The organism is Brevundimonas sp. LM2 (assembly GCF_002002865.1).
Lineage (GTDB): Bacteria > Pseudomonadota > Alphaproteobacteria > Caulobacterales > Caulobacteraceae > Brevundimonas.
The window spans coordinates 1-24,797 of the sequence record NZ_CP019508.1; the positions used below are offsets into that span (position 1 = coordinate 1).

Genomic DNA, 24,797 nt, shown 5'->3' on the forward strand with positions numbered 1-24,797 from the left:
TCACGACCTCGTCATCGAAATATCAAACGATTACAACGGCGAGTAAGCTTAAGCTTACTCGCCGTTTCGCCGTGTGCGGATAAGTCGTCATTGGAAAACTGGCGCTCGGTGAACCCTTGTAATCGGGATTTTTCCAACCAGGATTTGGCTTTAGCGGAGTCAAACAATTTAGTTGATTGGGGGGCCGCGAATCAGCGTTGACCCCCGCCGCCCCGAGCGTAAGTTTTGGCCTCTAACGCACTTCCATCCCCACACGGATGAAGACGGAGCGGGGCCACGCCCTGCGCCGGCGGGAGAAGTCTGTCCGCGAGGTCGCCCCCACTCGAAAAGCGCAGGCTTTTCGGGACGGGAGAATGCGTCCCCGGTCCAGGCCCTCCCGGCGTAGTCCGGAACCCGTCGGTTTTGGAGAACGACAGTATGGGGTGACTAGCGTGATGGGGGGAGCTGCGGTGGCGATAACGAGCATGACGGACCCGGACCGAATCTGGAACGAGGCGTCGGTGCGTCTTCGAGCGGAGATCGGTGAAGGTCCCTTCAGCTCCTATATCGCCCCCTCGGCGGTGCGGATCGACGCGGCCGGCAATCTGATCCTCGTCACCCCGACCGGCTATGCCCGCGACTGGGTGCGCAAGAACGCCCTGCGCCGCCTGAACGAGCTGTGGCTGGGGCTGGACGGTCTGTCGCGACGGCTGGACGTGCGCTGCCGCGCCGAGGTCTTGTCGGCCGCGCCGTCGTCGGCCGTCGGGCCCCAGGCGCTGTCGGCGACGGGGATGGAGACACCGGTGTCCCCGACCGTGGCTCCGGTCACCGACGGGGCCCGCGCGGTCCGCGCCGCCGGCCTGCAGGAGCGCCTGACCTTCGACAGTTTCGTGGAAGGACAGGGCAACGCCTTCGCCCTGGCCATCGCCCGCCAGACGGCCTCCTGGGCCGACGGCCATTTCAATCCGATCTTCTTCTGCGGCCCCTATGGCTACGGCAAGACCCACCTGCTGAACGCCATCGCCTGGGAGGCGCAGCGCCTGCGCCCCGACGCCAAGGTCGTCTATCTGACCGCCGAGCGCTTCCTGTCGACCTTCGTCAAGGCGATGCAGGACCGCTCGACCGCGGCCTTCAAGGAGAGCCTGCGCTCGGCCGACATGCTGCTGCTGGACGACGTCCAGTTCGTCGGCGGCAAGGCCTCGACCCAGGAGGAGCTGCTGTCGACGCTGACGGCCCTGATCGAGGACGGCAAGCGCATCGTCCTGTCGGCCGACCGCCCGCCCATGGCCCTGACCGAGGTCGAGCCGCGGCTGCGCAGCCATCTGGCCGCCGGCCTGACCTGCCCGGTCGAACCCGCCGACCGGGCGCTGAAGATCGCCGTGGCCCAGAACCGCATCGCCGCCTTCGCCCGTCTGGGCGTCGTCAACGGCGCGGCCCAGCGCGACGTGCTGGAGCAACTGGTCGACCGCACCCCGGGATCGGTGCGCGAGCTGGAAGGCGCTGTGAACACCCTGGCCGCCGCCGCCGGTCCGCGGCTGTCGAGCCTGGGCGTCGACGAGGCCGTCACCCTGCTGGGGTCGGCCCTGCGCGGTGGGCCCGAGCGCCGCATCACCGTGGACGAGATCCAGAAGACGGTGGCCGAGCATTTCAACATGAAACAGGCCGACCTGCTGAGCGAGCGCCGCACCCGCGCCGTCGCCCGGCCGCGCCAGATCGCCATGTGGCTGTGCAAGCAGCACACCACCCGGTCCTATCCAGACATCGGCCGCCGCTTCGGCGGGCGCGACCACACCACGGTCCTGCACGGCGTGCGCAAGATCGAGGAGCTGATGCCGCTGGACGACCAGATCGCCAAGGACGTCGAGGCCCTGACGCGCAAGCTGCGGGGCTGAGGGTCTGGGGTTCCTGCTTCTCCCTCCCCCTCGGGGGAGGGTCGTCGATGCCCTTGCATCGACGGGGTGGGAACGGCCGGCGACCCGGACTCCGACCTGCGTGGCCTGCCTCGCCGCCCCCACCCGGTCTCCGCTTCGCTCGACCACCCTCCCCCGAGGGGGAGGGAGAAGTCTGTGGACACCACACCCCCCCGTTGCCCCGCGCCGGCAATCCTCTAGTGTCCAGAACCATTGTTGACGCGAAGCCCGATTCCGCCTTCGCCCCGGACGCCTGAGACGACATGCAACTGACCATCGAACGATCCGCGCTCCTGAAGGCCCTCGGGCATGTGCAGAGCGTGGTCGAACGCCGGAACACCATTCCGATCCTGTCCAATGTGCTGCTGTCGGCCGGTCGCGATCGGCTGAGCTTCGCCGCCACCGATCTGGACATGGAGATCGTCGACGAGGCGGACGCGACGGTCCAGGTCGAGGGCCAGATCACCGCCCCCGCCCACACCCTGTACGAGATCGTGCGCAAACTGCCGGACGGGGCCGAGGTCGCCCTGACCTACAACGGCGACGACCCCCGGCTCACGGTCCAGGCCGGACGCTCCAAATTCAACCTGCCGGTCCTGCCGGCGGGCGACTTCCCGGTCATGTCGACCGACCAGTCGGGCACCCGTTTCACCCTGATGAAGGACGACCTGGCCCGGCTGATCGACAAGACCCGGTTCGCGGTCTCGACGGAAGAGACCCGCTACTATCTGAACGGCCTGTACCTGCACACGGTGGCTGAGGGCGGCATCCCCCTGCTGCGCGCCGTGGCCACCGACGGTCACCGCCTGGCCCTGGCCGAGACGCCGGCACCCGAGGGCGCCGCCGGCGGCCCAGGCGTGATCGTGCCCCGGAAGACCATCGATCAGGTCCGTCGCCTGTTGGACGACAGCAACGGCCCGGTCGAGATCTCGGTCAGCCCGCAGAAGATTCGCTTCGAGTTCGGCCAGGCCTCCCTGACCTCCAAGGTCATCGACGGGGCCTTCCCGGACTACATGCGCGTGATCCCCAAGGGGAACGACAAACAGGCCGACATCGACAACGCCGTCTTCGCCTCCGCCGTCGACCGCGTCGCCACCATCTCGGCCGAGAAGAGCCGCTCGGTGAAACTGGCCTTCGAGCTGGACCGCGTGACCCTGACGGTGCGCAACATGGAGGCCGGTCAGGGCGTGGAGGAGGTCGAGATCGGCTATTCCGAAGCCCCGTTCGAGATCGGCTTCAATGCCCGCTACCTGCTGGACGTGGCCGGCCAGATCACCGGCGAGAACGCCACCTTCCTGTTCGCCGACCCGGCCAGCCCGACCCTTGTGCTCGATCCGGGCGACCCGGGCGTCCAGTATGTGCTGATGCCGCTTCGGGTGTGACGACCGGCGCCTAAGGCGCGTCTGTGGCCTCGCTGGCCTCGCGCCGGGTCGGATCGTCACCGAGCGCGGGGGCCGTCTGTACCGGCCACTGGCAGACCCCGGACGTCATGTCCCCGCTCCTGATCATGCTCGAAACGATCAGGCCCGCATCCCGGCGATAGGCGTCGATCCGAGCGACGATCTGGTCCAGCGCCGGCTCGGTTTCGAACACCTGGACCGTGGCACGACGATCGCACGCGAACGCATCGAGGAACCACGGCCCTTCCTCCTTCCCGGCCTCGCCGTGCCGGGTTAGCTGGTACGCCGTCAGCCGCGCCGGTTCGCCGGTCACCACAATCGTCTTCAGGCTCCGGATGCCGGGAAAATACCCCACCGGGCGATCGAAAATCACAGCGCTGGCCGTGCCGAGCGGCCGCGTTTCGACGCTCCGACCTGTCTCGCTTGCCTCAGTCCGCAGGGCCGCGAGCGAGGCGGCGGCCAAGGCGGTGCGGGCCTCTGCGGCATCGGCGGGCCGGCCGAGGGAGTCCAGGGCGGCGATGCGGACGTGGTCGCCGAAGGCCCCGATGGGAGCCGGCGCGGGGCTGGGGACTGGCTCCAGAAGGGTTAGGGCCATCGAGGCCTCGCCCGCTTGTAGCGCCAGAACCGAGCGCATGACCCGCGCGTGCCAGGACCGAGATCCCGTGCCGCAAAGCGTGATGATGCGATCCGTGGCGGCCGTTGCCCCCCCTGTGTCGGAGGCGTTCAATCGGCGGGAAGCGTCGCTCCACAGTGGGTCCGTCCCGGCGCAATCGATGACGTGCTCCGGCTCGATCAACGGCGTCTGCGACGCCGCCATCTCCAGTCGCACGGCGCTCGCCGCCGGCAGCAGGTCGATATAGGCCTCCGGCGAGCCGCACAGCATGCCTCCTGTTGCAGGGTGCCCCATCAGAACGGCGAGGCCGCAGACGTCGAGCCGTCCGGCCTCCGCATCGCTGACCCCCGGATCGTTGATCTGCGCATAGATCAGAGTCCCCGGGGCCCCGTTGACACCCGGCATGTAGAGAGGCTGGCTGCGCGACAGGTTTTCGCCCGCCTGGGCTCTCAGCCCCTCCGCTCGGATCGGGTCGCGCGCCACGCCCCGAAGCCCCATCCGGGCCAGAAAGGATACCGCATACTGGGCCTGACGATCGCCCGCTGCGGCTCGCGCTTCCAACGCCTCGGTCGGCTCGGTCAGAGCCATCTTCAACGGCGCATTCCGCGTGATCGGATCGACCGTGGCGACGCACGCCGCCAGGCAGGCGCAGGTCAGCGCAACGAAAAGCCGTGTGAACATTTCCATCCCCCCCCAAGGACACGGGATATGTGCCAAACACACCGTCAGGCGTCGAGTCTTTCTCCTCAGCCCTGGCCTCCGCTCTCGCAATCCGGTGTAGACAGCCTGCCTTGATCACCGCCCTCACCCTCACCGATTTCCGGTCCTATGCCGCCGCCACCCTGTCCGTCGGACCCGGGCCCGTCGTCCTGCACGGCCCCAACGGAGCCGGGAAGACGAACCTGCTCGAAGCCCTCAGCCTGTTCACCCCCGGCAAGGGGCTGCGGGCCGCGACCGCGCAGGAGATGGGCCGCCGGGAGCCGGGTGAGGCCACCGGCCGAGCCTGGGCCGTGGCCCTGACGCTGGACGGGGCTGACGGCGATCCCGTGCGGCTCGGCACCGGGGTGCAAATCGCCGGGGCCGGGCGGCGGATGGTACGGATCGAGGGCGAGAGCGCGCCGCCGGGGCGGTTGCTGGACTGGCTGCGGCCGGTCTGGGCCACGCCCGAGCAGGACCGGCTGTTCTCCGACGCCCGGGCCGAACGGCTGAAATTCTTCGACCGCCTGGTCTTCGCCGCCGACCCCGGCCATGCGGCGGCGGTGGCGGGCTATGAGAAGGCCCTGCGCGAGCGGTTGCGGCTGCTGGTCGACGGGGCGGAAGGCCGCGAGGCCGATCCCCTTTGGCTGGACGCCCTGGAGGTCCGGCTGGGCGAGACCGGGGCGCGGGTCGCCGGGGCGCGGGCGCGGGCCCTGGACGTGCTTCAGGCCGCCATCGACGCGCGCGCCGACCGCCCCTTCCCCCAGGCCGATCTCGGCCTGAGCGGGGCGGCGGAGACGGCGGCGGCTGAGGGGGCCTCCGACGAGACGATCGCGGCCGAGATCCGCGAGGGTCTGGCCCGGGCCCGGCCGCGCGACGCCGCCGCCGGCCGCTCGCTGTTCGGCCCCCACCGCACCGACCTGACCGCCCTGCACCGCGAGAAGAACCGCCCGGCCGCCGAGGGCTCGTCGGGTGAACAGAAGGCCCTGGTCCTGAACCTGATCCTGGCCCAGATCGGGCGGCTGAAGGCCACGGGCGGCCCGACGCCGGCCCCGCCCGTCCTGCTGCTGGACGAGGCCCCGGCCCATCTGGACGCCGGTCGCCGCGCGGCCCTGTTCGACGAGATCGTGGCCCTGGACCTGCAGGCCTTCATGACCGGGACGGAAGCCGATCTGTTCGCCCCCCTGCGCGGCCGGGCGGCCTTCGTGCGGGTGGAGGGCGGGACCTTAACTGCGGATTAGTTCAGATCCTGCCGAACCCGAAGGGTTCATCACTAAGAGCACCAAGGAATCACAGAGGGCACGAAGGAAGCGTCGATGCGACCGTGAGCAGGATCTCGCCGTGACTTTGTGGCTTCTCTTCTTCGTGCCCTTTGTGATGAACCTTTTATGGCCTGCGGCGCTCAGGCCGTCGCCGGATTGGCCTCGTTCGCCGGGCGCGCGCCCGGCCTCTGGCCGCCGATCCTGTCCATGAAGCGGAACACGAACGGGTTCAGGGAGATCGACAGCAGGGCCGCCGCCAGGATCAGGTCATAGGTCTGCTGGCTCAGCCCGCCCAGCGACATGCCCAGCGCCGCCAGGATGAAGGAGAACTCCCCCACCTGGGCCAGGCTGGCCCCCACCGTCAGCCCGGTGGCGCGGTCCAGCTTGAAGATCGTGGTGATGGCCAGGGCGGCGATCGTCTTGCCGACGATGACGATGCCCAGCACGCCCAGAACCGACAGGGGCTCGCGCCACAGGATGGTCGGGTCGAACAGCATGCCCACCGAGACGAAGAACAGCACGGCGAAGGCGTCGCGCAGCGGCAGGGAGCGCTCGGCCGCATTGTGCCCCAGCGGCGTACCGTTCAGCACCAGCCCAGCCAGGAAGGCCCCCAGGGCGAAGGAGTGGAACAGCTGATAGGCGATCCAGGCGATGCCGAGCGCGATGGCCAGGACGCCCAGGGTGAACAGTTCCCTCGACCGGGTATGGGCGATCCGCACCAGCAGCCAGGGCAACACCCGCCCGCCGACGAACAGCATGGCCAGGACGAAGCCCAGCACCTTCAGCAGGGTCCAGCCGATGTTCAGCCCCAGGGCCTGCGGATCGATCACCGCGCCCGCCGGCAGCACGATCATGGGCAGAAGGACCAGGGCCAGGACGATGACCAGGTCCTCGACGATCAGCCAGCCCACGGCGATGCGACCCACCTCGCCCCGGCCCTGGTTGCGCTCCTCCAGCGCGCGGATCAGCACCACGGTCGAGGCCACCGACAGGGCGAACCCCATCAGCAGGGCCTCGACGTCGCCCAGCCCCAGCAGGAACCGCCCCAGAGCCCAGCCCAGGGCCGTGGCCGAGACGATCTGCACGAGGGCCCCGGGGATGGCGACCTTGCGCACCTTCATGAGATCGGCGGGCGAGAAATGCAGACCGACGCCGAACATCAGCAGGATCACCCCGATCTCGGCCAGCTGCGGGGCCAGGGTGGTGTCGGCGACAAACCCGATGGTGTAGGGCCCGACCACGACGCCCGCGACGAGGTATCCGACCAGGGGCGACAGCTTCAGCCGGTTGGCGATCATCCCGAACACGAAGGCCAGCACGAAGCCGGCGACGAGGGTGGAGATCAGGCTGTCGGCATGCGGCATCGGCGCTCCGGGCGTCGGTGGTGGGTCTTTCGATGGGTGAGCCCAAAATATGGGGCGGGTCGGCCCATTCGCAACCCGTGCGGCTGCGCTTGTTCGCTCGCTTTTGGCGCGGAAATTCCTATATAAACTTCATATCCCGACGCGGTGAATCGCCACGTCGGGACGCGACCCTTTTCAGCGGGTGGGGCGGCGCACGGCGCGGCCCGAAGCACCCGCGTCTCCGGACGACCGAATGACCGACGAACCCCTGCACGAACGTACCGCCGACAATGCCGAAGAGGCCGCCTATGGCGCCGAATCCATCAAGGTTCTCAAAGGCCTGGACGCGGTGCGCAAACGCCCGGGCATGTATATCGGCGACACCGACGACGGCTCGGGCCTGCACCACATGGTCTATGAGGTGGTCGACAACGCCATCGACGAGGCCCTGGCCGGCCACGCCGACCTGGTCGAGGTGATCCTGAACGCCGACGGCTCGGTCACCGTGACCGACAACGGGCGCGGCATCCCGGTCGACATCCACGCCGAGGAGGGCGTCTCGGCGGCCGAGGTCATCATGACCCAGCTGCACGCGGGCGGGAAGTTCGACCAGAACTCCTACAAGGTCTCCGGCGGCCTGCACGGCGTCGGTGTGTCTGTCGTCAACGCCCTGTCCGACTGGCTGAAACTGGTGATCTTCCGCAACGGCCAGCGCCACGAGATGAAGTTCGAGCGCGGCGACACGGTCGAGAGCCTGCGGGTCACGGGCGAGGCCCCGATGCGCGACAACGGCAAGGTGCTGTCCGGCACCCAGGTCACCTTCTATCCGTCGGTCACGACCTTCGCCCACATCGACTTCGACCTGAAGACGCTGGAGCACCGGCTGCGCGAGCTGGCCTTCCTGAACTCGGGCGTGGTCATCAAGCTGCAGGACCATCGCGGCGTCGAGCCGTTCGAGGAGATCCTGCACTATGAAGGGGGCGTCGAGGCCTTCGTGCGCCATCTCGACAAGTCCAAGACGCCGATCCTGAAGGACGTCATCGTCATTCGCGGCAAGCGCGACAACATCGAGATCGACCTGGCCCTTTGGTGGAACGATTCCTACCACGAGACCATGCTGTGCTTCACCAACAACATCCCCCAGCGCGACGGCGGCACCCACCTGTCGGCCTTCCGCACCAGCCTGACCAAGGTCATGGGGGCCTATATGGAAAGCTCGGGCGCCCTGAAGAAGGAGAAGGTCGCCCCGACCGGCGAGGACGCCCGCGAGGGCCTGACCTGCGTCCTGTCGGTCAAGGTGCCGGATCCCAAATTCAGCTCCCAGACCAAGGACAAGCTGGTCTCCTCGGAGGTCCGCCCGGCGGTCGAGGGGCTGTGCACCGACGGCCTGAACCAGTGGTTCGAGGAACACCCGGTCGAGGCCAAGGCCATCGTCGCCAAGATCATCGAGGCGGCCTCCGCCCGTGAGGCGGCGCGCAAGGCCCGCGACCTGACCCGGCGCAAGTCGGCGCTCGATATCAGCTCCCTGCCCGGCAAGCTGGCCGACTGTCAGGAACGCGATCCGGCCAAGTCCGAACTGTTCATCGTCGAGGGCGATTCCGCCGGCGGCTCGGCCAAACAGGCCCGCAACCGCGAGAACCAGGCCGTCCTGCCGCTGCGGGGCAAGATCCTGAACGTCGAGCGCGCCCGGTTCGACCGGATGCTGTCGTCCGAGCTGATCGGGACCCTGATCCTGGCGCTCGGCACCGGCATCGGCCGCGACGACTTCAACGCCGACAAGCTGCGCTATCACAAGATCATTCTGATGGCCGACGCCGACGTCGACGGCGCCCACATCCGGACCCTGCTGCTGACCTTCTTCTATCGCCAGATGCCCGAGCTGATCGAGCGCGGCCACGTCTTCATCGCCCAGCCGCCGTTGTACAAGGTCGAGAAGGGCAAGCGCAGCCGCTACCTGAAGGATCAGGCAGAGATGGACTCCTATCTGATCGAGGAGGGATCGTCGGACGCCGAGCTGGATCTGGCCACGGGCGAGCGCCGCACCGGCCACGACCTGCAGGCCCTGGTCCGCGACGCCAAGGCCTTCAAGGCCCAGGTCGATCGCCTGAGCCAGCGCGCCCCGGCCTTCGCCATCGAACAGTCGGCCCTGGCCGGTCTGTTCGCCGAGGACGCGGACATGGTGGGGGCGTCATCCGCCGCCGCCGACCGCCTGAACCTCTATGCGGAAGAGGGCGACGGGTCCTGGTCGGGCGCGCCCGGCGAACAGGGGGCCGTCGTCTTCGGCCGCAGCCGTCGCGCGGTGCAGGAAACCGTCGTTCTGGAGGAGGCCCTGCTCCGCTCGCTGGACGGCCGCCGCCTGGCCGAACGCGCCGCGGCCTTCGAGGGCCTGTTCGACGCCCCCGCCGTCTATCGCCGCCGCGAGACCACCACGACCATCCGCGGCCCGATCGACCTGCTGAACGCCGTGCTCGACGCCGGCAAGAAGGGGCTGAAGATCCAGCGCTACAAGGGTCTGGGCGAGATGAACCCCGAGCAGCTGTGGGAGACCACGCTGGACGTCAACGCCCGCACCCTTCTGCGCGTCCAGGTCGACCACGCCGACGACGCCGACGACCTGTTCGCCAAGCTGATGGGCGACGTCGTCGAACCGCGCCGCGAGTTCATCCAGGACAACGCCCTGGACGCGGCGGTGGACGTCTAGACAGCCAAGCCCTTCCCCCGCCCTTCGCGGGGGAAGGCCGTCCGTCTTCGAGCGAAGCGAGAACAGGACGGATGGGGGAACCTGTTCTCCTGCCAAAGCAAGCAAGACTTCCCCCATCGGCCCTGGATCGCTGCGCGATCGACGGGCCGCATTCCCCCGCGAAGGGCGGGGGAAGGGCTTCTCAACTCAGATGATATCCAGCGGCTGACTCGTCGTCGGCGGCGGAAACGCCCGGTCCAGCACCGCCAGGTCCTCGGCGTCCAGTTCGATCTCGAGCGCGGCGGCGTTGGCCTCGACGTGGTCGACGCTCGAGGCCTTGGGGATGGCGATCACCCCCTCCTGGCGCATCACGGCCGCCAGGGCGATCTGGGCCGGCGTGGCGTCGTGGCGGTCGGCCACGGTCTGCAGCGCCGGATGGTTCAGCAGATCGCCCCGGCCCAGCGGCGAATAGGCCATCAGCGGCATGATCCGCTCCTGCGACCAGGGCATCAGGTCGAACTCCACCCCGCGCGAGCCGAGATTGTACAGGACCTGGTTGGTCGAGCAGAGGTCGCCGCCCTCGATCGCCTCCAGCTTGGTCATGGCCCGGGTGTCGAGGTTGGACACGCCCCAGCGCGCGATCAGCCCCTCGTCGATCAGCTCCTCGAACCCGGCGACGATCTCCTCCAGCGGATGGCGGCTCGACCAGTGCAGCAGATACAGGTCCAGCCGCTCGACCCCGAGCCGCTCCAGCGACTTCTCGCAGTGGAGCATCATGGTCATCTCGCCCGCGTTCTCGGGCTTGATCTTGGAGACCAGGAAAACCTCCTCGCGCCGCCCGGCGATGACCTCGCCCACCAGCCGCTCGGACCGGCCGTCGCCGTACAGCTCCGCCGTGTCGATCAGGGTCAGGCCCAGGTCGATGCCGCGCGACAGCGCCGCCTGCTCGGCGTCGCGTTTGGCCGGATCGTCGCCGATCATCCATGTCCCCTGGCCGAGGATGGGAACGGAGGTGCCGTCGGAGAAGCTGGTCATGCGCGTCATGCGAACGACAATGCACGATGACCCGCTTCGGTGCCAAGCCAGCGCGGATCATCCGCACTGACCGGAATTTCCTCAATCCGATCAGCGCCCATCCCGAAAGATGAGGGTGTGAACCCAGCACGGTCCCGGCATGGCCTATGATGGCACCGGACGCAGGGGGAGCCATGCCGGGCGACGTCGGACATCAGCGGTACGCACGAGGCGGACGGGTCGGACGGGTCGGACGGTGTTTTTCACACCGACGAAAGCGTGGCGAGAAACTCGATCAGGGCGGCGTTGACCGCGTCCGGCCGTTCCTGCTGCAGCCAGTGACCGGCCCCCGGCAGCACCGTCTGGCCGCGCAGGTCCGTCAGCCAGTCCGCCTGCTTCGCCTCATGCGCCCCGGCGTAGTGGCGGACCGGATCGCGTTCTCCGACCATGAACATCGACGGCTGATGGATTCTCTGCCCCTGCAGAAAGGCGGTCAGGGACCAGTTCAGGTCCAGGCACCGGTACCAGTCGAACGGCCCCTTGAATCCCCCGGCGCGGAAGGCCGAGACATATTCTGCGAAATGGGCCTCGCCCATCCACGGCGGCAGGGTGGCGTCGTCCGGCACCTCCGAGACGAAGTCGTGGCCGGGCGCGATGAAACCGGTCGACTGCCGCGCCGGCGGGGTCGCCCCGTCGTAGCTGTAGAAGCCCTTCCTCAGCGCCGTCGCCCCATCGGTCTCGAAGATCCGGTGCGCATCCGGGGCCTGGAACTGGCTCATGTAGAATTCGCCCCGTCCCGCCCGTTTTGCGATCGCCGCCAGGGCCGGGGTGGGCGGCCCGCCCGCCCGCCTCGGCTGGAACGGCACCGACAGGCCGGCGACCGCCCTGAACAGATCGGGCCGCGTCAGGGCGCAGTGCCAGGCCACCGGCGCGCCCCAGTCGTGACCGACGACGACGGCGTCGCTGCGCCCCAGGGCCCGCACCAGATCGACCATGTCCCCGACCAGATGAAGGATCGTGTGATCCTCGGTCCGCTCCGGTTTGTCCGTCCCGCCATAGCCACGCATGTCGGGAGCGACCGCCCGGTATCCCACCTCGCCCAGGGCCGCCACCTGCGCCCGCCAGCTGATCCCCAGCTCCGGAAATCCGTGGATCAGCAGGACCAGAGGCCCGTCCTCCGGCCCGCTCTCCAGCACCTGCTGGCTCAGCCCGTCGGTGCGGAGGGTGCGGGTCTGCATCGGCGATCGGCTCTCGTTGAAGCGATAGTCTGCCCCGGCGACACACCCGTCGCAATCCGCTCCGACCGGGCCGTTTCGGGCTGGCGAGCCGTCCACGGCGGAGGCAAGCTGCGCCACGCAGAACCCCAGCCGGAGCGCGTTTGATGATGGCGATGGACATGACCCAGGCTGTGACGGCCCCGGCCGTCCAGGCCGATCCAATCGGTCGCTGGGAAGGGGCCCTGAACGTGGGTGGGACGGCCCTGCCCCTGGTCCTGCGGGTCGAACGGGGGCCGGACGGTCCGGTGACCGTCCTCGACAGCCCGGCCCAGAACGCTCGCGGCATGCCGGTGACCGACCTGACCGTGACCGGCGGCGTGGTCCGCTTCCGCGTGCCCTTGGTGCGCGGCGGGTTCGAGGGGGCGGTCTCGGCCGACGGCGGCACCTGGACCGGGGCCTGGTCGCAGGGCGGAGGCTCCCTTCCGCTGATCCTGACGCGGGCAGACCCGGCCGTCGCCGCGCCGGCGGGTCCGAACCGCCCCCAGACGCCGCAACCGCCCTTCCCCTATGCCGCCCAGGACGTCACCTTCCGGAACAATGGGGACGGCATCACCCTGGCCGGCACCCTGACCCTGCCGCAGGGACCCGGGCCGTTTCCGGCGGTCGTGCTGCTGACCGGGTCGGGGGCCCAGGACCGGGACGAGACGATCCTCGACCACAGGCCCTTCGCCGTCTGGGCGGATACCCTGACGCGGCGGGGCATCGCCGTGCTGCGCTATGACGACCGGGGGGTCGGCGGGTCGGGCGGCGGGTCGCTGGACGAGACCACGGCGGACTTCGCCGGCGACGCGGCGGCGGCCGTCGACCTTCTGCGCGCTCGGCCGGAGATCGACCCGGCCCGCATCGGCCTGATCGGCCACAGCGAGGGCGGCACGGCGGCCTTGATCGCCACCTCGGCTGGCGTGCCGGTCGCCTTCGTGGTGCTGATCGCCGGACCGGCGGTGAGCGGGGCCGAGATCGTCACGGAACAGGCGGCCGGACTGACGGCCGCCGGCGGTGGCTCGCCCGAGCAGGTCGAGGACGCCCGCCGGATGCAGGGCGCTCTGATGGCGGCCGTGGTCACCAACCGGGACGACGGGGAGGCGGCCGCGCGCGCCGCCGAGGCCGTTCTGAGCGCGGCCGGTCAGAGCCCGGACCAGATCCGGAGCGCCCTCCCCGTGCTCAGCTCGGGCTGGTACCGCGCTGTCGTCGCCTACGATCCCGGTCCGGCGCTGACGGGCCTGCGGGTGCCGCTTCTGGCGGTCTACGGAACCAGGGATCTGACCGTTCCGGCCGACCAGAGCCGCGAGGTCCTGGCCCGGCTGAAGCCGGACGCGGACATCGTCGTCCTGCCGGGCCTCAATCACCTGATGCAGACGGCCACCACCGGCTTGCCCGGCGAATACGGAATGATCGAGGAAACCCTCGCCCCCGTCGCCCTGGCCACCGTGACGGACTGGGTGGTCAAGGTGACCGCGCCCTGAGCCCTAGACGGGATGCGTCGGCGGGGGCTGGATCGGCTCGGACCGGGTGGTCACCGCCGAATCCTCCGGCAGGGGGATGAACTCCAGATCGTCCTCGTCGGGCAGCTTCATCCGGCCGGCCTGCCAGTCGGCCTTGGCCTGGTCCAGCCGGGCCTGGGAGGAGGAGACGAAATTCCACCAGATCAGCCGCTGGCCGACCGGTTCGCCGCCAAGCGCCATGACCGTCGCCTGGGTCAGGGACTTGACCGTCGGCTCGGCATTGGGCTCCAGCACGATCATCTGGCCTTCGTGGAAGGTGCGGTCGCCGACCTCGATCGAGCCCTTGGCCACATACAGCGCCCGCTCGGACATGCCGCCGGTGCCCTTGCCGGGCGGCGGCGTGGTCCGCACCCCCGCCTGCATCTCCCAATGGACGTAGAACAGCGGCGAGGAGGTCACGACGTTGGCCTTGGCCCCATAGGCCTCGCCCGCCACCAGCCGCGCAAACAGGCCCCCATTCTCATAGGCGGGCAGGGAATCCTCGCCATAGTGCTGGAAGCCGGGATCCATCTCCTCGGCCTCGTCCGGCAGGGCGATCCAGGCCTGCATGCCGTTCATCGGGCCCCCTTGCGCCTTCTTCAGGGGATCGGTGCGCTCGGAATGGACGATGCCCTTGCCGGCCGTCATCCAGTTGACCTCGCCCGGCCGGATCGCCTGGGTGGCCCCCGTGCTGTCGCGGTGCATGATCTCGCCCTCGAACAGATAGGTCAGGGTCGACAGGCCGATGTGCGGGTGGGGGCGGACGTTGATCGCCTCGGCCCCCGGCGCGAACTCGGCCGGGCCCATGTGATCCAGGAAGATGAAGGGCCCGACCATCCGGCGCGAATGGAACGGCAGGATCCGCCCGACCTCGAACCCGCCCAGGTCCTTCCTGCGCGCGTCGATCACCATCTCGATCATGTCGGTCGCTCCCTGGGCCAACGGGCCGTGTCCGCCCAGCATCGCCCGGCAAGGGGGGCGGGTTCAAGCCCGCAGGCTCAGAGTCCGACCATGGCCGCCAGCTTCGCCACCGTGTTCCAGTTGCGGCCCGTGCCGATGCCGATCAGACGCGGCTGAGCCTTTTCCGCCATCTTCGACGATCCGATTCCGTGCGGGTGCCACAGGAACAGATCGCCGCCCACCGCCTCGACCGCCTCGTCTCCGGTCGCGAAGGCGCGCAGGGCGGCGACCGCCCCGGGTTCGATCTCGCCCTTCATCACCATGACCAGCAGCTTCGCCGGATCGGTCAGCGCCGCGTCCGGAAAGGGATTGGCGGCCATCATCGACGCCCATTGGGCGGGGGTGCGGACCAGGGTCTCGATCCGCCGGCCGAACCGGACCTCGGTCTCCGCCTCGATCGCCGCCTCCAGTTCGGCCGGGTCCCGGTCGCTCTCGACCACCAGATTGCCGCTGGCCAGCAGGGTGCGCGGGTTGTCAAGCCCCATGGCCTCGGCCATCGCGCGCTGCTCGCCGACCGCCGCGCGGACGCCGCCCGTGTTCATGGCGCGGAACAGGATGATGCGGTGATCCATGTCAGCGCCTCTGACAGCTGGGGCAGTAGAAGGTCGAGCGGCCGCCCTGGACGATGCGCTTGACCACCCCCGTGCAGTCGTCGCCGTTGCAGGGTTCGCCTTCGCGGCCATAGACGTCGAACCGGTGCTGGAAATAGCCCTGGCCGCCGTCGGCGTTGGCGAAGTCGCGCAGCGTCGAGCCGCCCGCCGCGATGGCGTCGTTCAGCACGTCGCGGACCACGACCGCCAGCCGCTCCAGCCGCGGCCGCGAGACCTTGCCCGCCGCGATCCTGGGCGAGATCCGCGCCCGGTACAAAGCCTCGCAGACATAGATATTGCCCAGCCCGGCCACGATCCGCTGGTCCAGCAGCGACACCTTGATGGTCTGTGTCTTGCCGTCGAAGGCCTCGGCCAGGTGAGCGCCGGAGAAGCCGTTCCCGAGCGGCTCGGGCCCCAGGCCGGCGAACCAGGGGTGCGCTTGGACCGCGTCGGTGGCGATCAGCCCCATGAAGCCGAACCGGCGCGCGTCGGCGAAGCCGATCCGGGTCGCCGCCCCGTCCCGCAGCGCGCACAGGCTCATATGCTCGTGCTTGCCGCTGATGGGGGCCGGTTCCTCGAACTCGCCCAGCTGCTCGCCGTCGACGGTGAACCGTCCCGTCATGCCCAGGTGGGTGACCCAGGTCTCGCCGGTGGACAGGGCCGTCAGCAGATATTTGGCCCGCCGCGCGATGCCTTCGACGCGCGCCCCCTGAAGCCGCTCCACGAACCGCTCGGGAAAGGGAAACCGCAGGTCCGGGCGGTTCTGTCGCACATGGGTCAGACGCGCCCCGAACAGCACCGGCTCCAGGCCCCGGCGGACCGTCTCGACCTCGGGAAGTTCAGGCATGGCGCGGTCTAGCGGACCCGGCCGGCCGGGTGAAGACCCGCCGGCGGGACCTCGAGCTTGGCCGTTATCACCGAACACGGATCGATCTGCACGGAACCGCAATCTTACCTACATCGAACCCCTACACCCCTGTGCCATGGTCGCCGCAAAGGCCGGGCATTGCGATCGCAAAGCTTCGTATCGGGGGGTTCGATGGCGCATATCACGACAGACACCCCACGCGGTCGCGCGCGGCCACGGGTCTCGTGGCACGGGCTGCGGCGCGAGGCCACGCGGGTGCGGCTGTCCCTGGCCGCCGGCCTGCGCCTGGACGAGCCCGTCGCCGTGGCCGCCCTCGTCGTGCTGGCCCTGTCCGTCTATTTCATCGTCCTGCCCGGCGTGGATCTGGCGGTCACCCGGCTGTTCTATGACGTTGACGGCGGCTTCGCCCTGGCCGGCGACCCGGTTCTGAAGGCCCTGCGCAAATCCTCGACCTATGTGCTGCTGACGATCGTCCTGGGTCTGCTCGGCGCGGTGGTTCTCGGGCTGCGCGCACGGGCGGGTCGAGTTCCGCGCTACAGCCGCCGGGCGCTGGTCCTGCTGGCCGGTCTGGCGATCGGGCCGGGCCTGATCGTTAACGGCCTGCTGAAGTCGATGTGGGGCCGCCCCCGTCCGATTCAGGTCGACCAGTTCGGCGGCGAGACGACCTTCACCCCCGCCTGGACGATCAGCGACGGCTGCGCCAGCAACTGTTCCTTCGTCTCGGGCGAGGCCTCGTCCGCCGCCTGGATGGTGGCGGCCGTCTTCCTGATGACACCCCCGGAATGGCGGCGCTGGACCGTGCCGGCCGTGGTCATCTATGGCGCGGCCCTGTCGCTGAACCGGATGGCGTTCGGGGGGCATTTCCTGTCGGACACGCTGCTGTCCTGGGCCATCGTCGGCCTGGTGCTCGCCGTGCTGCACCGGCTGATGCTGAAATGTCCGGTCGAGGCGCGCCGCGCGCGCCGGGCCCAGCGGGGCCGGCCCCAGGCCGCCTGATCCGGTCGCCTCTCGGCACAGGGGCGTTGCCGAAGCGGGGTTTTGTCGATTAGGTCGCGCGGATCGACCGCGAGGACCGCCGAATGACCGACACGCCCGCCCCCGCCAAGCCCGCTGGGCGTATCGAACTGACCCTGCGCGCCCTGGTCCTGGGCTGTCTGCTGGCGGTGATCTTCACCGCCGCCAACACCTATCTAGGCCTCAAGGTCGGGCTGACCTTCGCCTCGGCCATCCCGGCGGCGGTCATCTCCATGGCCATCCTGCGGCTGTTCAAGACCTCGACGATCTGGGAAAACATGACGGTCCAGACTGTCGCCTCGGTCGGCGGGGCTATGAGCTCGATCATCTTCGTCCTGCCGGGCCTGGTCATGGTCGGCTGGTGGCTGGACTTTCCGTTCTGGGAATCGGTGCTGATCTGCGTGTTCGGCGGGATCCTGGGCGTGACCTTCTCGATCCCCCTGCGCCGCGCCCTGGTGGTCGAGGCGGGCCTGCCCTACCCCGAGGGCGTCGCCGCCGCCGAGGTCCTGACCGTCGGCTCGCGTGGGGCCGAACAGACCGAGAGCGCCGTGCGCGAGAACGCCTCGGGCCTGTGGGTCGTCGTCACCGGGGCCCTGGTCTCGGCCGGCTATGCCCTGCTGGTCGCGGGCCGGGTCTTCGCGGGCGAGGCGGCGCGGTTCATCCGCCTGCCCGCCTCCCTGGGCGGCGGGGCGACGGGCCTCGGCTTCGGCATGCAGTTCGCCCTGCTGGGCGCCGGCCATCTGATCGGCCTCAGCGTCGGCCTGGCCCAGGCCTTCGGTCTGCTGCTGGCCTGGGGCATCGCCGTGCCGATCCTGACCAGCCCCGACACCATCGCCTGGCTGACCGCCAACGGCATTCCCTCGATCGCCACCACCCTGCCGGTCGGCGTCGGGGCCGAGGAACTGGCCACCACGGTCTGGGCCCGCGAGGTCCGGTTTATGGGGGCCGGCGTGATCGGCGTCGCCGCCCTCTGGACCCTGATCAAACTGGCCGGCCCCCTGATCGGCGGGCTCACCTCCGCCCTGGCCGCCAACCGCAGGCGCAGCGCGGGCGAGGTCCTGGCCCGGACCGAGCAGGACATCCCCATGACCATCGTGGCCGGCCTGTCGCTGGCCTGCCTGGTCGGCATCGCCGGCATCCTGGCCTGGTTCGCCCAGGGTAATCCGACCCTGGCCGGATCGACCGGACTGCTGGTCGCGGGCGGCCTGATCTATGTGGTGGTGGTCGGCTTCGCCGTGGCCGCCATCTGCGGCTACATGGCCGGGCTGATCGGATCGTCCAACAGCCCGGTGTCGGGCGTCGGCATCCTGGCCGTGGTCATCGCCTCGGTGCTCATGCTGGGCGTCCTGGCCCTGGCCGGCGTGCCCGCCGATCCCTCGGTCGTGGCCTTCGCCCTGATCGTCACCGCCATCGTCTTCGCCGTGGCCGTGATCGCCAACGACAACCTGCAGGACCTGAAGACCGGCCAGCTGGTCGAGGCCACGCCCTGGCGTCAGCAGACCGCCCTGATCGTGGGCGTCGCCGCCGGGGCCCTGGTCATCCCCCTGATCCTCAACCTGCTGAACCAGGCCTTCGGCTTCGCCGGAGGCCCCCCCGGGATCGCCGACGAACCCCTGGCCGCGCCCCAGGCGACGCTGATCTCGGCCCTGGCGCGCGGCGTCATCGGCGGCGACCTGCGCTGGGACCTGATCGGCCTGGGGGCCTGTATCGGCGTGGTCATCATCATCGCCGACGCCGTGCTGAACGCCTCCACGAAGGGCAAGGTCAAGCTGCCGCCGCTGGCGGTGGGCATCGGCTTCTACCTGCCGGCCGCCGTCACGACGATGCTGGTCATCGGCGCGGTGTGCGGCTGGCTCTACGACAAGGCGATCAAGACCACCCGCTTCGCCGACGTCGGCCGTCGGATGGGCGTGCTGCTGGCCTCGGGCCTGATCGTCGGCGAGAGCCTGTTCCTGGTCATGACCGCCGGGGTCATCGTCTCCACCGGCGACGACGCTCCCTTCGCCATGCTGCCCGAGGGCTCGGCCTGGCCGGCCATGCTGTCGGGGATCGCGGTGTTCGCGGTCCTGACCTTCGCCCTGTACCGCTGGGTGCGCGGGCGGGCGGAGAAGGTTTGAGGAAAGGGCTGAGGGCTTAGGGCTTAGGGCTTAGGGCTTAGGGCTTAGGGCTTAGGATCGAATGGTCAGATACCGCGACCCCTGCTCAATCCCTAAGACCTAAGACCTAAGACCTACCCCCTCCTCCCCAGCTATGGCCTTTCGCGCTGCCACGCTGTAAGAGGCGCGCGCTCCCCGCATGACGCCCCTAACGAGCGGCCCCCGCATCCTGTCGGCCGCCTTTTCGCATTGAACGACCCATGAACCTACGCAACGTCGCCATCATCGCCCACGTCGACCACGGCAAGACCACCCTGGTGGACCAGCTGCTGGCCCAGTCCGGCGTCTTCCGAGCCAACGAGGCCCAGACCGAACGGGCGATGGACTCCAACGACCAGGAAAAAGAGCGCGGCATCACCATCCTGGCCAAATGCACCTCGGTGCTCTGGAACGGCAAGGCGGGCGAGACGCGCATCAACATCATCGACACCCCGGGTCACGCCGACTTCGGCGGCGAGGTCGAGCGCATCCTGGGCATGGTGGACGGCTGCGTCATCCTGGTCGACGCCGAAGAGGGCGTCATGCCCCAGACCAAGTTCGTGCTGACCAAGGCGTTGAAGATGGGGCTGAAGCCCATCCTCTGCATCAACAAGGTCGACCGCGCCCACGCCGACCCGGACCGGGTCCACAACGAGGCCTTCGACCTGTTCGCCGCGATCGGCGCGACCGACGAGCAGCTGGACTTCCCCCACATCTACGCCTCGGGCCGCAACGGCTGGGCGACGATGGATCTGAACCAGCCCAACGACAACCTGGCCCCCCTGTTCGACCTGATCGTCGACCACGTCCCGCCGCCCAAGGTGCAGGACAACAAGGACAAGCCGTTCCAGATCCTGAACGTTCTGATCGAGTCCGACCCCTTCCTGGGCCGTCTGCTGACCGGCCGGATCGAGAGCGGCAAGGCCATCCCGGGCATGGCGATCCACGCCCTGGACCGCGACGGCAAGGAGATCGAGCGCGGCCGCATCACCAAGGTCCTGGCCTTCCGCGGCCTGAAGCGCACCGCCCTGGACGAGGGTTCGGAAGCGGGCGACATCGTCGCCATCGCCGGCATGTCCAAGGCCACCGTGGCCGACACCCTGTGCGCCATGGAAGTCACCGACGCCCTGCCCGCCCAGCCGATCGATCCGCCGACCATCTCCATGACCGTCTCGGTCAACGACAGCCCCCTGGCCGGCCGCGAAGGCGACAAGGTTCAGTCGCGCGTCATCCGTGACCGCCTGCTGAAGGAGGCCGAGGCCAACGTCGCCATCCGCGTGACCACCACCGAAGGCGGCGACGCCTACGAAGTGGCCGGCCGGGGCGAACTGCAGCTGGGCGTGCTGATCGAGAACATGCGCCGCGAAGGCTTCGAGGTCTCGATCTCGCGTCCCCGCGTGGTGTTCCAGGAAGGCCCGAACGGCGAGAAGCTGGAGCCCATCGAGGACGTCATGATCGACGTCGACGACGAGTTCAGCGGCATCGTCATCGAGAAACTGTCGGCGCGTAAGGCCGAGATGACCGACATGGGCCCGTCGGGCGCCGGCAAGACCCGCATCCAGCTGAAATGCCCGTCGCGTTCGCTGATCGGCTATCAGGGCGAGTTCCTGACCGACACGCGCGGTTCGGGCGTGCTGAACCGCGTGTTCAGCCACTACGAGCCGTTCAAGGGCGAGATCGCCGGCCGTCTGAAGGGCGTGCTGATCTCCAACTCCGACGGCGAGACCGCCGCCTTCGCCCTGTGGAACCTCGAGGATCGCGGCGTCATGTTCGTCGGCGCCGGCGAGAAGACCTACGAAGGCATGATCATCGGCGAGAACGCCCGCTGGGACGATCTCGACGTCAACCCGATCAAGGGCAAGCAGCTGACCAACGTCCGCGCCTCCGGCAAGGACGAGGCCGTGCGCCTGACCCCGCCGCGCCAGATGTCGCTGGAGCAGGCCATCGCCTACATCTCCGACGACGAGCTGGTCGAGGTCACGCCCAAGTCGATCCGCCTGCGCAAACAGACGCTGAACCCCTCGTTCCGCAAGAAGCGCCAGCGTCCCGAATAGGCACCATGTGGCTGGTGGTTGGTGACGGGTGTCGGCTCGCGTGAGCCGCCAGCCACCAGCCACCATTCACCTCTCTGCGCACACCGAACACTCCGGATCCGCGGTCACCGTCACCGTCCGGCTGGTGGCGGACAAGCCGTCATAGAGCAGCAGCCGCCCGATCAGGGCCTCGCCGGCCCCGGTGATGATCTTGATCGCCTCCAGCGCCGCCATGGCCCCGACCACGCCGGCCAGGGCGCCCACGACCCCGACCCGCGCGCAGGTCTCGGCGTCCGGCGGAATGTCCGGCACCAGGCAGCGGTAGCAGGGCCGCCCCTCGAACACCCCCACCTGCCCGCTCCAGCGGCCCAGCGCGCCCGACACCAGTGGCATGCCTGCCGCGACGCAGGCGGCGTTGACGGCATGGCGGACGGTGAAGTCGTCCGTCCCGTCCAGCACGACATCGGCCCCGGCGATGACCGAGGCGGCATTGGCGGCCGTCAGCGGCTCGTCGATCGCCTCCACCCGAACGTGCGGGTTGATCGCCGCCAGCCGTCCCGCCGCCGCCTCGACCTTGGGCCGACCCACATCGGCGGTATCGAACAGGATCTGGCGCTGCAGGTTGGACAGGGCGACCGTGTCGCCGTCGATGATCCTCAGGGTGCCCACCCCGGCCGCCGCCAGATACAGGGCGGCCGGACCGCCGACCCCGCCGGCCCCCACGATCAGGACGGTGGCGCGCGCCAGGGCTTGCTGTCCCGGTCCGCCGATCTCGGCCAGGACCAGGTGGCGGGCGTACCGCTCGACTTGCTCGGGAGTGAATGCCATCCGTCCCCGTTAGGAGCTGGACGACGCCGCGTCACGCCGCCAGTTGCAGCGTCATCAGGCGCTCGGCGTCATAGGCCGTCACCGAGGCCAGATCCGGCGCGCCGATCACTTCCATCGCCCGGGTCGGATTGTCGCAGACGGCCATCGGCGCATCGTACAGCCGCTTCGCGACCGGTGAGTCGCTGAGCACGCGGATGCGGGTGTGACGCGCATCCTGTCGCAACCGGCCCATCAACCGATCGATGTCCACCCGCGCGCCCTCCAGAACCTGCAGATAGCCACCCTCGTAAAACATGATGCTGCCCGTGATCCGGTCACGCCGGTTGTTGCGCTCGGACGAGCCCAAAATCTGCGCGATGGTCAGCAGCGAGGTCTTGGCGGGACCGGCCGACTCACTGCTGTAGATGAGACGATAAAGCAAAATGTAACTCAGAGTTGTCGTTTGTACGGCAGTAATCGTTCCCGATAACCAAGGATACGGGTTGAAATATGGCCTGGCCCATCTTGGCCTGACGAAGTTCCGGCTTGCCGCGCCGCATTTGCGTCGCCATCTGCCAGCCATGACCCAGAATTCTTCGAACTTTCCCGATTGGCACGGCACGACGATCCTCGCGGTGCGCAAGGACGGCCGGACCGTCATCGCGGGCGACGGCCAGGTCTCGATGGGGGCCACCATCGTCAAGGGGGCGGCGCGCAAGGTTCGCACCCTGGCCGGCGGCAAGGTCCTGGCGGGCTTCGCCGGGGCCACGGCCGACGCCTTCACCCTGATCGAACGGCTCGAGGCGAAGCTGGAACAGTATCCGGACCAGCTGGCCCGGGCCTGCGTCGACCTGGCCAAGGACTGGCGCACCGACCGCTACCTGCGGCGACTGGAGGCCATGCTGCTGGTGGCCGACAAGGACGCCATCTTCACGGTCACCGGCGTCGGCGACGTGCTGGAGCCGGAATACGGCGTCGCGGCCGTCGGCTCCGGCGGCAACTACGCCCTGGCCGCCGCCCGCGCCCTGATCGACAACACCGACATGGACGCCGAGGCCGTGGCGCGGCGCGCCATGGCGATCGCGGCGGACATCTGCGTCTACACGAACGGCAATCTGACGGTGGAGCGGCTGGGGTAGGGTGAAGGGGTGGCTGGTGGCTGGTGGAGATGAGCCGCGCCGGCCTCCCCGTTCAACAACCAGTCACCAGCCACCAACCACCAGCCACCTCGCTCGCCCCTCCCAAAGCCACCCCCGTCCCCCTATCTCCTCCTCATGACCGACCTATCCCCCCGCGAGATCGTCTCCGAACTCGACCGTTTCATCGTCGGCCAGGATGACGCCAAGCGCGCCGTCGCCGTGGCCCTGCGCAACCGCTGGCGGCGCAAGCGCGTGCCGGACGACCTGCGCGACGAGGTGACGCCCAAGAACATCCTGATGATCGGGCCCACCGGCGTCGGCAAGACCGAGATCGCCCGGCGCCTTGCCCGGCTGGCCGGCTCGCCCTTCCTGAAGGTCGAGGCGACCAAATTCACCGAGGTCGGCTACGTCGGCCGCGACGTCGACCAGATCATGCGCGACCTGGTCGAGGCCGCCCTGGTGATGGTGCGCGACAGCCGTCGCTCGGGCGTGCGCGCCAAGGCCGAGGCCGCGGCCGAGGAGCGGATCCTCGACGCCCTGGTCGGCCCGGGATCCCAGCCCGCCACCCGCGACAGCTTCCGCAAGAAGCTGCGCGCCGGCGAGATGGACGACAAGGAGATCGAGCTGCAGCTGGCCGATACGGCCTCCCCCATTCAGGGCCTCGATATCGGGGGCGGCGGCAACGTCGGTCTGCTGAACCTGTCGGACATGCTGGGCAAGCTGGGTGGTGGGCGGACCAAGGCGGTCAAGACCACCGTCCGCGACGCGCTCCAGCCCCTGCTGGCCGAGGAGAGCGACAGGCTGCTGGACCAGGACAGCCTGACCCGCGAGGCCGTGCTGCTGGCCGAGAACGAGGGCATCGTCTTCATCGACGAGATCGACAAGGTCGCCGGCCGCCAGGATCGGGGCGGCGCGGACGTGTCGCGCGAGGGTGTGCAGCGCGACCTGCTGCCCCTGATCGAGGGCACCACGGTCTCGACCAAATACGGGCCAGTGAAGTCCGACCACGTGCTGTTCATCGCCTCCGGGGCCTTCCACGTGGCCAAGCCGTCGGACCTGCTGCCCGAGCTGCAGGGGCGACTGCCGATCCGGGTCGAGCTGAAGGCCCTGACCCGGGACGACTTCGTGCGCATCCTGACCGAGCCCGAGGCCAATCTGATCCGCCAGAACCAGGCCCTGCTGGCGACCGAGGACGTGACCCTGACCTTCACCCCCGACGCGGTCGAGGCCCTGGCCGACGCCGCCGTGGCGGCCAACGGCGCGGTCGAGAACATCGGGGCCCGTCGTCTGGTCACCGTGATCGAGCGGGTGCTGGAGGAGACCTCGTTCCGAGCGTCCGACCTGGGTGGCCAGACCGTGGCCTTCGACGGCGACGCCGTGCGCGACAAGGTGGCCGAGCTGGCGAAGAACGCGGACCTGAGCCGGTTTATTCTATAAGGCGAGCGTTCTCCCTCCCCCTCGGGGGTGCTTGGCCGATCGTATACGATCGGCCTGCGACGTCGCGCAGCCACGGGGTGGGGGCGGCAAGGCGATCCGGACACAGGCTGTCGTTGCCTCGCCTCGCCGCCCCCACCCGGTCTCCGCTTCGCTCCGACC

Annotated in this window: 19 protein-coding genes; 10 read left to right on the plus strand and 9 right to left on the minus strand. The window is 69.2% G+C overall.

The features are described 5' to 3' along the window. Nucleotides 1–434 precede the first annotated feature (434 nt). Entirely contained in the window at nucleotides 435–1,871 is a 1,437-nt protein-coding gene (gene dnaA / locus BZG35_RS00005) for a chromosomal replication initiator protein DnaA (RefSeq protein ID WP_077353722.1), read from the plus strand. Between the two features lie 281 nt (nucleotides 1,872–2,152). Then, nucleotides 2,153–3,271, plus strand: a complete 1,119-nt coding sequence (dnaN, locus tag BZG35_RS00010) for a DNA polymerase III subunit beta (RefSeq protein WP_077353723.1) — start codon at nucleotides 2,153–2,155, stop codon at nucleotides 3,269–3,271. Nucleotides 3,272–3,281: 10 nt separating this feature from the next. Here dnaN and BZG35_RS00015 read toward each other — a convergent pair whose 3' ends face one another. After that, nucleotides 3,282–4,583: a hypothetical protein gene (locus BZG35_RS00015; RefSeq protein ID WP_077353724.1), complete on the minus strand. Its 1,302-nt coding sequence runs from the start codon at nucleotides 4,581–4,583 to the stop codon at nucleotides 3,282–3,284. A gap of 110 nt (nucleotides 4,584–4,693) precedes the next feature. Here BZG35_RS00015 and recF point away from each other — a divergent pair, with 110 nt between their 5' ends. Further along, a complete protein-coding gene (recF, locus tag BZG35_RS00020; RefSeq protein ID WP_077353725.1) occupies nucleotides 4,694–5,839 on the plus strand; it encodes a DNA replication/repair protein RecF in 1,146 nt (381 codons plus the stop codon). A 161-nt stretch (nucleotides 5,840–6,000) separates the two neighbouring features. Here the strand turns inward: recF and BZG35_RS00025 are convergent, their stop codons facing one another. After that, nucleotides 6,001–7,224: a cation:proton antiporter gene (locus tag BZG35_RS00025; protein WP_077353726.1), complete on the minus strand. Its 1,224-nt coding sequence runs from the start codon at nucleotides 7,222–7,224 to the stop codon at nucleotides 6,001–6,003. 232 nt (nucleotides 7,225–7,456) lie between these two features. Here BZG35_RS00025 and gyrB point away from each other — a divergent pair, with 232 nt between their 5' ends. Beyond that, the gene (gyrB, locus tag BZG35_RS00030; RefSeq protein WP_077353727.1) at nucleotides 7,457–9,904 is read left to right on the plus strand and encodes a DNA topoisomerase (ATP-hydrolyzing) subunit B; all 2,448 of its coding nucleotides are present in this window, start codon (nucleotides 7,457–7,459) and stop codon (nucleotides 9,902–9,904) included. Between the two features lie 186 nt (nucleotides 9,905–10,090). On the opposite strand, the gene BZG35_RS00035 is transcribed toward gyrB, so the two are convergent. Beyond that, on the minus strand, nucleotides 10,091–10,918 hold the full coding sequence (locus BZG35_RS00035; RefSeq protein WP_253189221.1) for an aldo/keto reductase: 828 nt from the start codon (nucleotides 10,916–10,918) through the stop codon (nucleotides 10,091–10,093). Between the two features lie 242 nt (nucleotides 10,919–11,160). After that, nucleotides 11,161–12,252, minus strand: a complete 1,092-nt coding sequence (locus BZG35_RS00040) for an alpha/beta fold hydrolase (RefSeq protein WP_253189222.1) — start codon at nucleotides 12,250–12,252, stop codon at nucleotides 11,161–11,163. 41 nt (nucleotides 12,253–12,293) lie between these two features. On the opposite strand from BZG35_RS00040, the gene BZG35_RS00045 reads away from it, so the two are divergent. Further along, nucleotides 12,294–13,637 (plus strand): S9 family peptidase, encoded by a 1,344-nt coding sequence (locus BZG35_RS00045; protein ID WP_150125870.1) that lies wholly within the window; start codon nucleotides 12,294–12,296, stop codon nucleotides 13,635–13,637. Nucleotides 13,638–13,640: 3 nt separating this feature from the next. On the opposite strand, the gene BZG35_RS00050 is transcribed toward BZG35_RS00045, so the two are convergent. The 3 genes from BZG35_RS00050 to mutM all read right to left on the minus strand — a co-directional run bounded on the left by BZG35_RS00050 (nucleotide 13,641) and on the right by mutM (nucleotide 16,052). After that, nucleotides 13,641–14,576 carry a pirin family protein gene (locus BZG35_RS00050; RefSeq protein WP_077357664.1) on the minus strand — a complete coding sequence of 312 codons (936 nt, stop codon included), beginning with the start codon at nucleotides 14,574–14,576 and terminating at the stop codon, nucleotides 13,641–13,643. Nucleotides 14,577–14,653: 77 nt separating this feature from the next. Beyond that, nucleotides 14,654–15,187, minus strand: a complete 534-nt coding sequence (locus BZG35_RS00055) for a DUF1697 domain-containing protein (RefSeq protein WP_171981840.1) — start codon at nucleotides 15,185–15,187, stop codon at nucleotides 14,654–14,656. Between the two features lies 1 nt (nucleotide 15,188). Further along, nucleotides 15,189–16,052 (minus strand): bifunctional DNA-formamidopyrimidine glycosylase/DNA-(apurinic or apyrimidinic site) lyase, encoded by an 864-nt coding sequence (gene mutM, locus BZG35_RS00060; RefSeq protein ID WP_077353732.1) that lies wholly within the window; start codon nucleotides 16,050–16,052, stop codon nucleotides 15,189–15,191. A 192-nt stretch (nucleotides 16,053–16,244) separates the two neighbouring features. On the opposite strand from mutM, the gene BZG35_RS00065 reads away from it, so the two are divergent. The 3 genes from BZG35_RS00065 (at nucleotide 16,245) to typA (ending at nucleotide 21,276) form a co-directional block, all read left to right on the plus strand. Beyond that, complete coding sequence (locus tag BZG35_RS00065; protein WP_077353733.1) at nucleotides 16,245–17,069, plus strand: phosphatase PAP2 family protein; 825 nt, start codon at nucleotides 16,245–16,247, stop codon at nucleotides 17,067–17,069. 83 nt (nucleotides 17,070–17,152) lie between these two features. After that, a complete protein-coding gene (locus BZG35_RS00070) occupies nucleotides 17,153–19,204 on the plus strand; it encodes an OPT family oligopeptide transporter (RefSeq protein ID WP_077353734.1) in 2,052 nt (683 codons plus the stop codon). Nucleotides 19,205–19,443: 239 nt separating this feature from the next. Continuing rightward, entirely contained in the window at nucleotides 19,444–21,276 is a 1,833-nt protein-coding gene (typA, locus tag BZG35_RS00075; protein ID WP_077353735.1) for a translational GTPase TypA, read from the plus strand. A 66-nt stretch (nucleotides 21,277–21,342) separates the two neighbouring features. On the opposite strand, the gene BZG35_RS00080 is transcribed toward typA, so the two are convergent. Further along, nucleotides 21,343–22,083, minus strand: a complete 741-nt coding sequence (locus BZG35_RS00080; RefSeq protein ID WP_077353736.1) for a HesA/MoeB/ThiF family protein — start codon at nucleotides 22,081–22,083, stop codon at nucleotides 21,343–21,345. 31 nt (nucleotides 22,084–22,114) lie between these two features. Next, complete coding sequence (locus BZG35_RS00085; RefSeq protein ID WP_171981841.1) at nucleotides 22,115–22,645, minus strand: BLUF domain-containing protein; 531 nt, start codon at nucleotides 22,643–22,645, stop codon at nucleotides 22,115–22,117. Here BZG35_RS00085 and hslV point away from each other — a divergent pair. Both hslV and hslU read left to right on the plus strand, forming a co-directional pair. Further along, nucleotides 22,644–23,201, plus strand: a complete 558-nt coding sequence (gene hslV / locus BZG35_RS00090) for an ATP-dependent protease subunit HslV (RefSeq protein WP_077357668.1) — start codon at nucleotides 22,644–22,646, stop codon at nucleotides 23,199–23,201. The two genes, BZG35_RS00085 and hslV, sit on opposite strands and share 2 nt — an antisense overlap. Nucleotides 23,202–23,336: 135 nt before the next feature. After that, complete coding sequence (hslU, locus tag BZG35_RS00095; protein ID WP_077353737.1) at nucleotides 23,337–24,638, plus strand: ATP-dependent protease ATPase subunit HslU; 1,302 nt, start codon at nucleotides 23,337–23,339, stop codon at nucleotides 24,636–24,638. The last annotated feature ends 159 nt before the right edge of the window (nucleotides 24,639–24,797 follow it).

What these genes read in the sequence shown, in the direction of transcription:
- dnaA (WP_077353722.1), top strand. Translation starts at nt 435, where the DNA reads ATGGGGGGAGCTGCGGTGGCGATAACGAGCATGACGGACCCGGACCGA.
- dnaN (WP_077353723.1), top strand. Translation starts at nt 2,153, where the DNA reads ATGCAACTGACCATCGAACGATCCGCGCTCCTGAAGGCCCTCGGGCAT.
- BZG35_RS00015 (WP_077353724.1), bottom strand. Translation starts at nt 4,583, where the DNA reads ATGTTCACACGGCTTTTCGTTGCGCTGACCTGCGCCTGCCTGGCGGCG.
- BZG35_RS00025 (WP_077353726.1), bottom strand. Translation starts at nt 7,224, where the DNA reads ATGCCGCATGCCGACAGCCTGATCTCCACCCTCGTCGCCGGCTTCGTG.
- gyrB (WP_077353727.1), top strand. Translation starts at nt 7,457, where the DNA reads ATGACCGACGAACCCCTGCACGAACGTACCGCCGACAATGCCGAAGAG.
- BZG35_RS00035 (WP_253189221.1), bottom strand. Translation starts at nt 10,918, where the DNA reads ATGACCAGCTTCTCCGACGGCACCTCCGTTCCCATCCTCGGCCAGGGG.
- BZG35_RS00045 (WP_150125870.1), top strand. Translation starts at nt 12,294, where the DNA reads ATGACCCAGGCTGTGACGGCCCCGGCCGTCCAGGCCGATCCAATCGGT.
- BZG35_RS00050 (WP_077357664.1), bottom strand. Translation starts at nt 14,576, where the DNA reads ATGATCGAGATGGTGATCGACGCGCGCAGGAAGGACCTGGGCGGGTTC.
- BZG35_RS00055 (WP_171981840.1), bottom strand. Translation starts at nt 15,187, where the DNA reads ATGGATCACCGCATCATCCTGTTCCGCGCCATGAACACGGGCGGCGTC.
- mutM (WP_077353732.1), bottom strand. Translation starts at nt 16,052, where the DNA reads ATGCCTGAACTTCCCGAGGTCGAGACGGTCCGCCGGGGCCTGGAGCCG.
- BZG35_RS00065 (WP_077353733.1), top strand. Translation starts at nt 16,245, where the DNA reads ATGGCGCATATCACGACAGACACCCCACGCGGTCGCGCGCGGCCACGG.
- BZG35_RS00070 (WP_077353734.1), top strand. Translation starts at nt 17,153, where the DNA reads ATGACCGACACGCCCGCCCCCGCCAAGCCCGCTGGGCGTATCGAACTG.
- typA (WP_077353735.1), top strand. Translation starts at nt 19,444, where the DNA reads ATGAACCTACGCAACGTCGCCATCATCGCCCACGTCGACCACGGCAAG.
- BZG35_RS00080 (WP_077353736.1), bottom strand. Translation starts at nt 22,083, where the DNA reads ATGGCATTCACTCCCGAGCAAGTCGAGCGGTACGCCCGCCACCTGGTC.
- hslV (WP_077357668.1), top strand. Translation starts at nt 22,644, where the DNA reads ATGACCCAGAATTCTTCGAACTTTCCCGATTGGCACGGCACGACGATC.
- BZG35_RS00085 (WP_171981841.1), bottom strand. Translation starts at nt 22,645, where the DNA reads ATGGCTGGCAGATGGCGACGCAAATGCGGCGCGGCAAGCCGGAACTTC.
- hslU (WP_077353737.1), top strand. Translation starts at nt 23,337, where the DNA reads ATGACCGACCTATCCCCCCGCGAGATCGTCTCCGAACTCGACCGTTTC.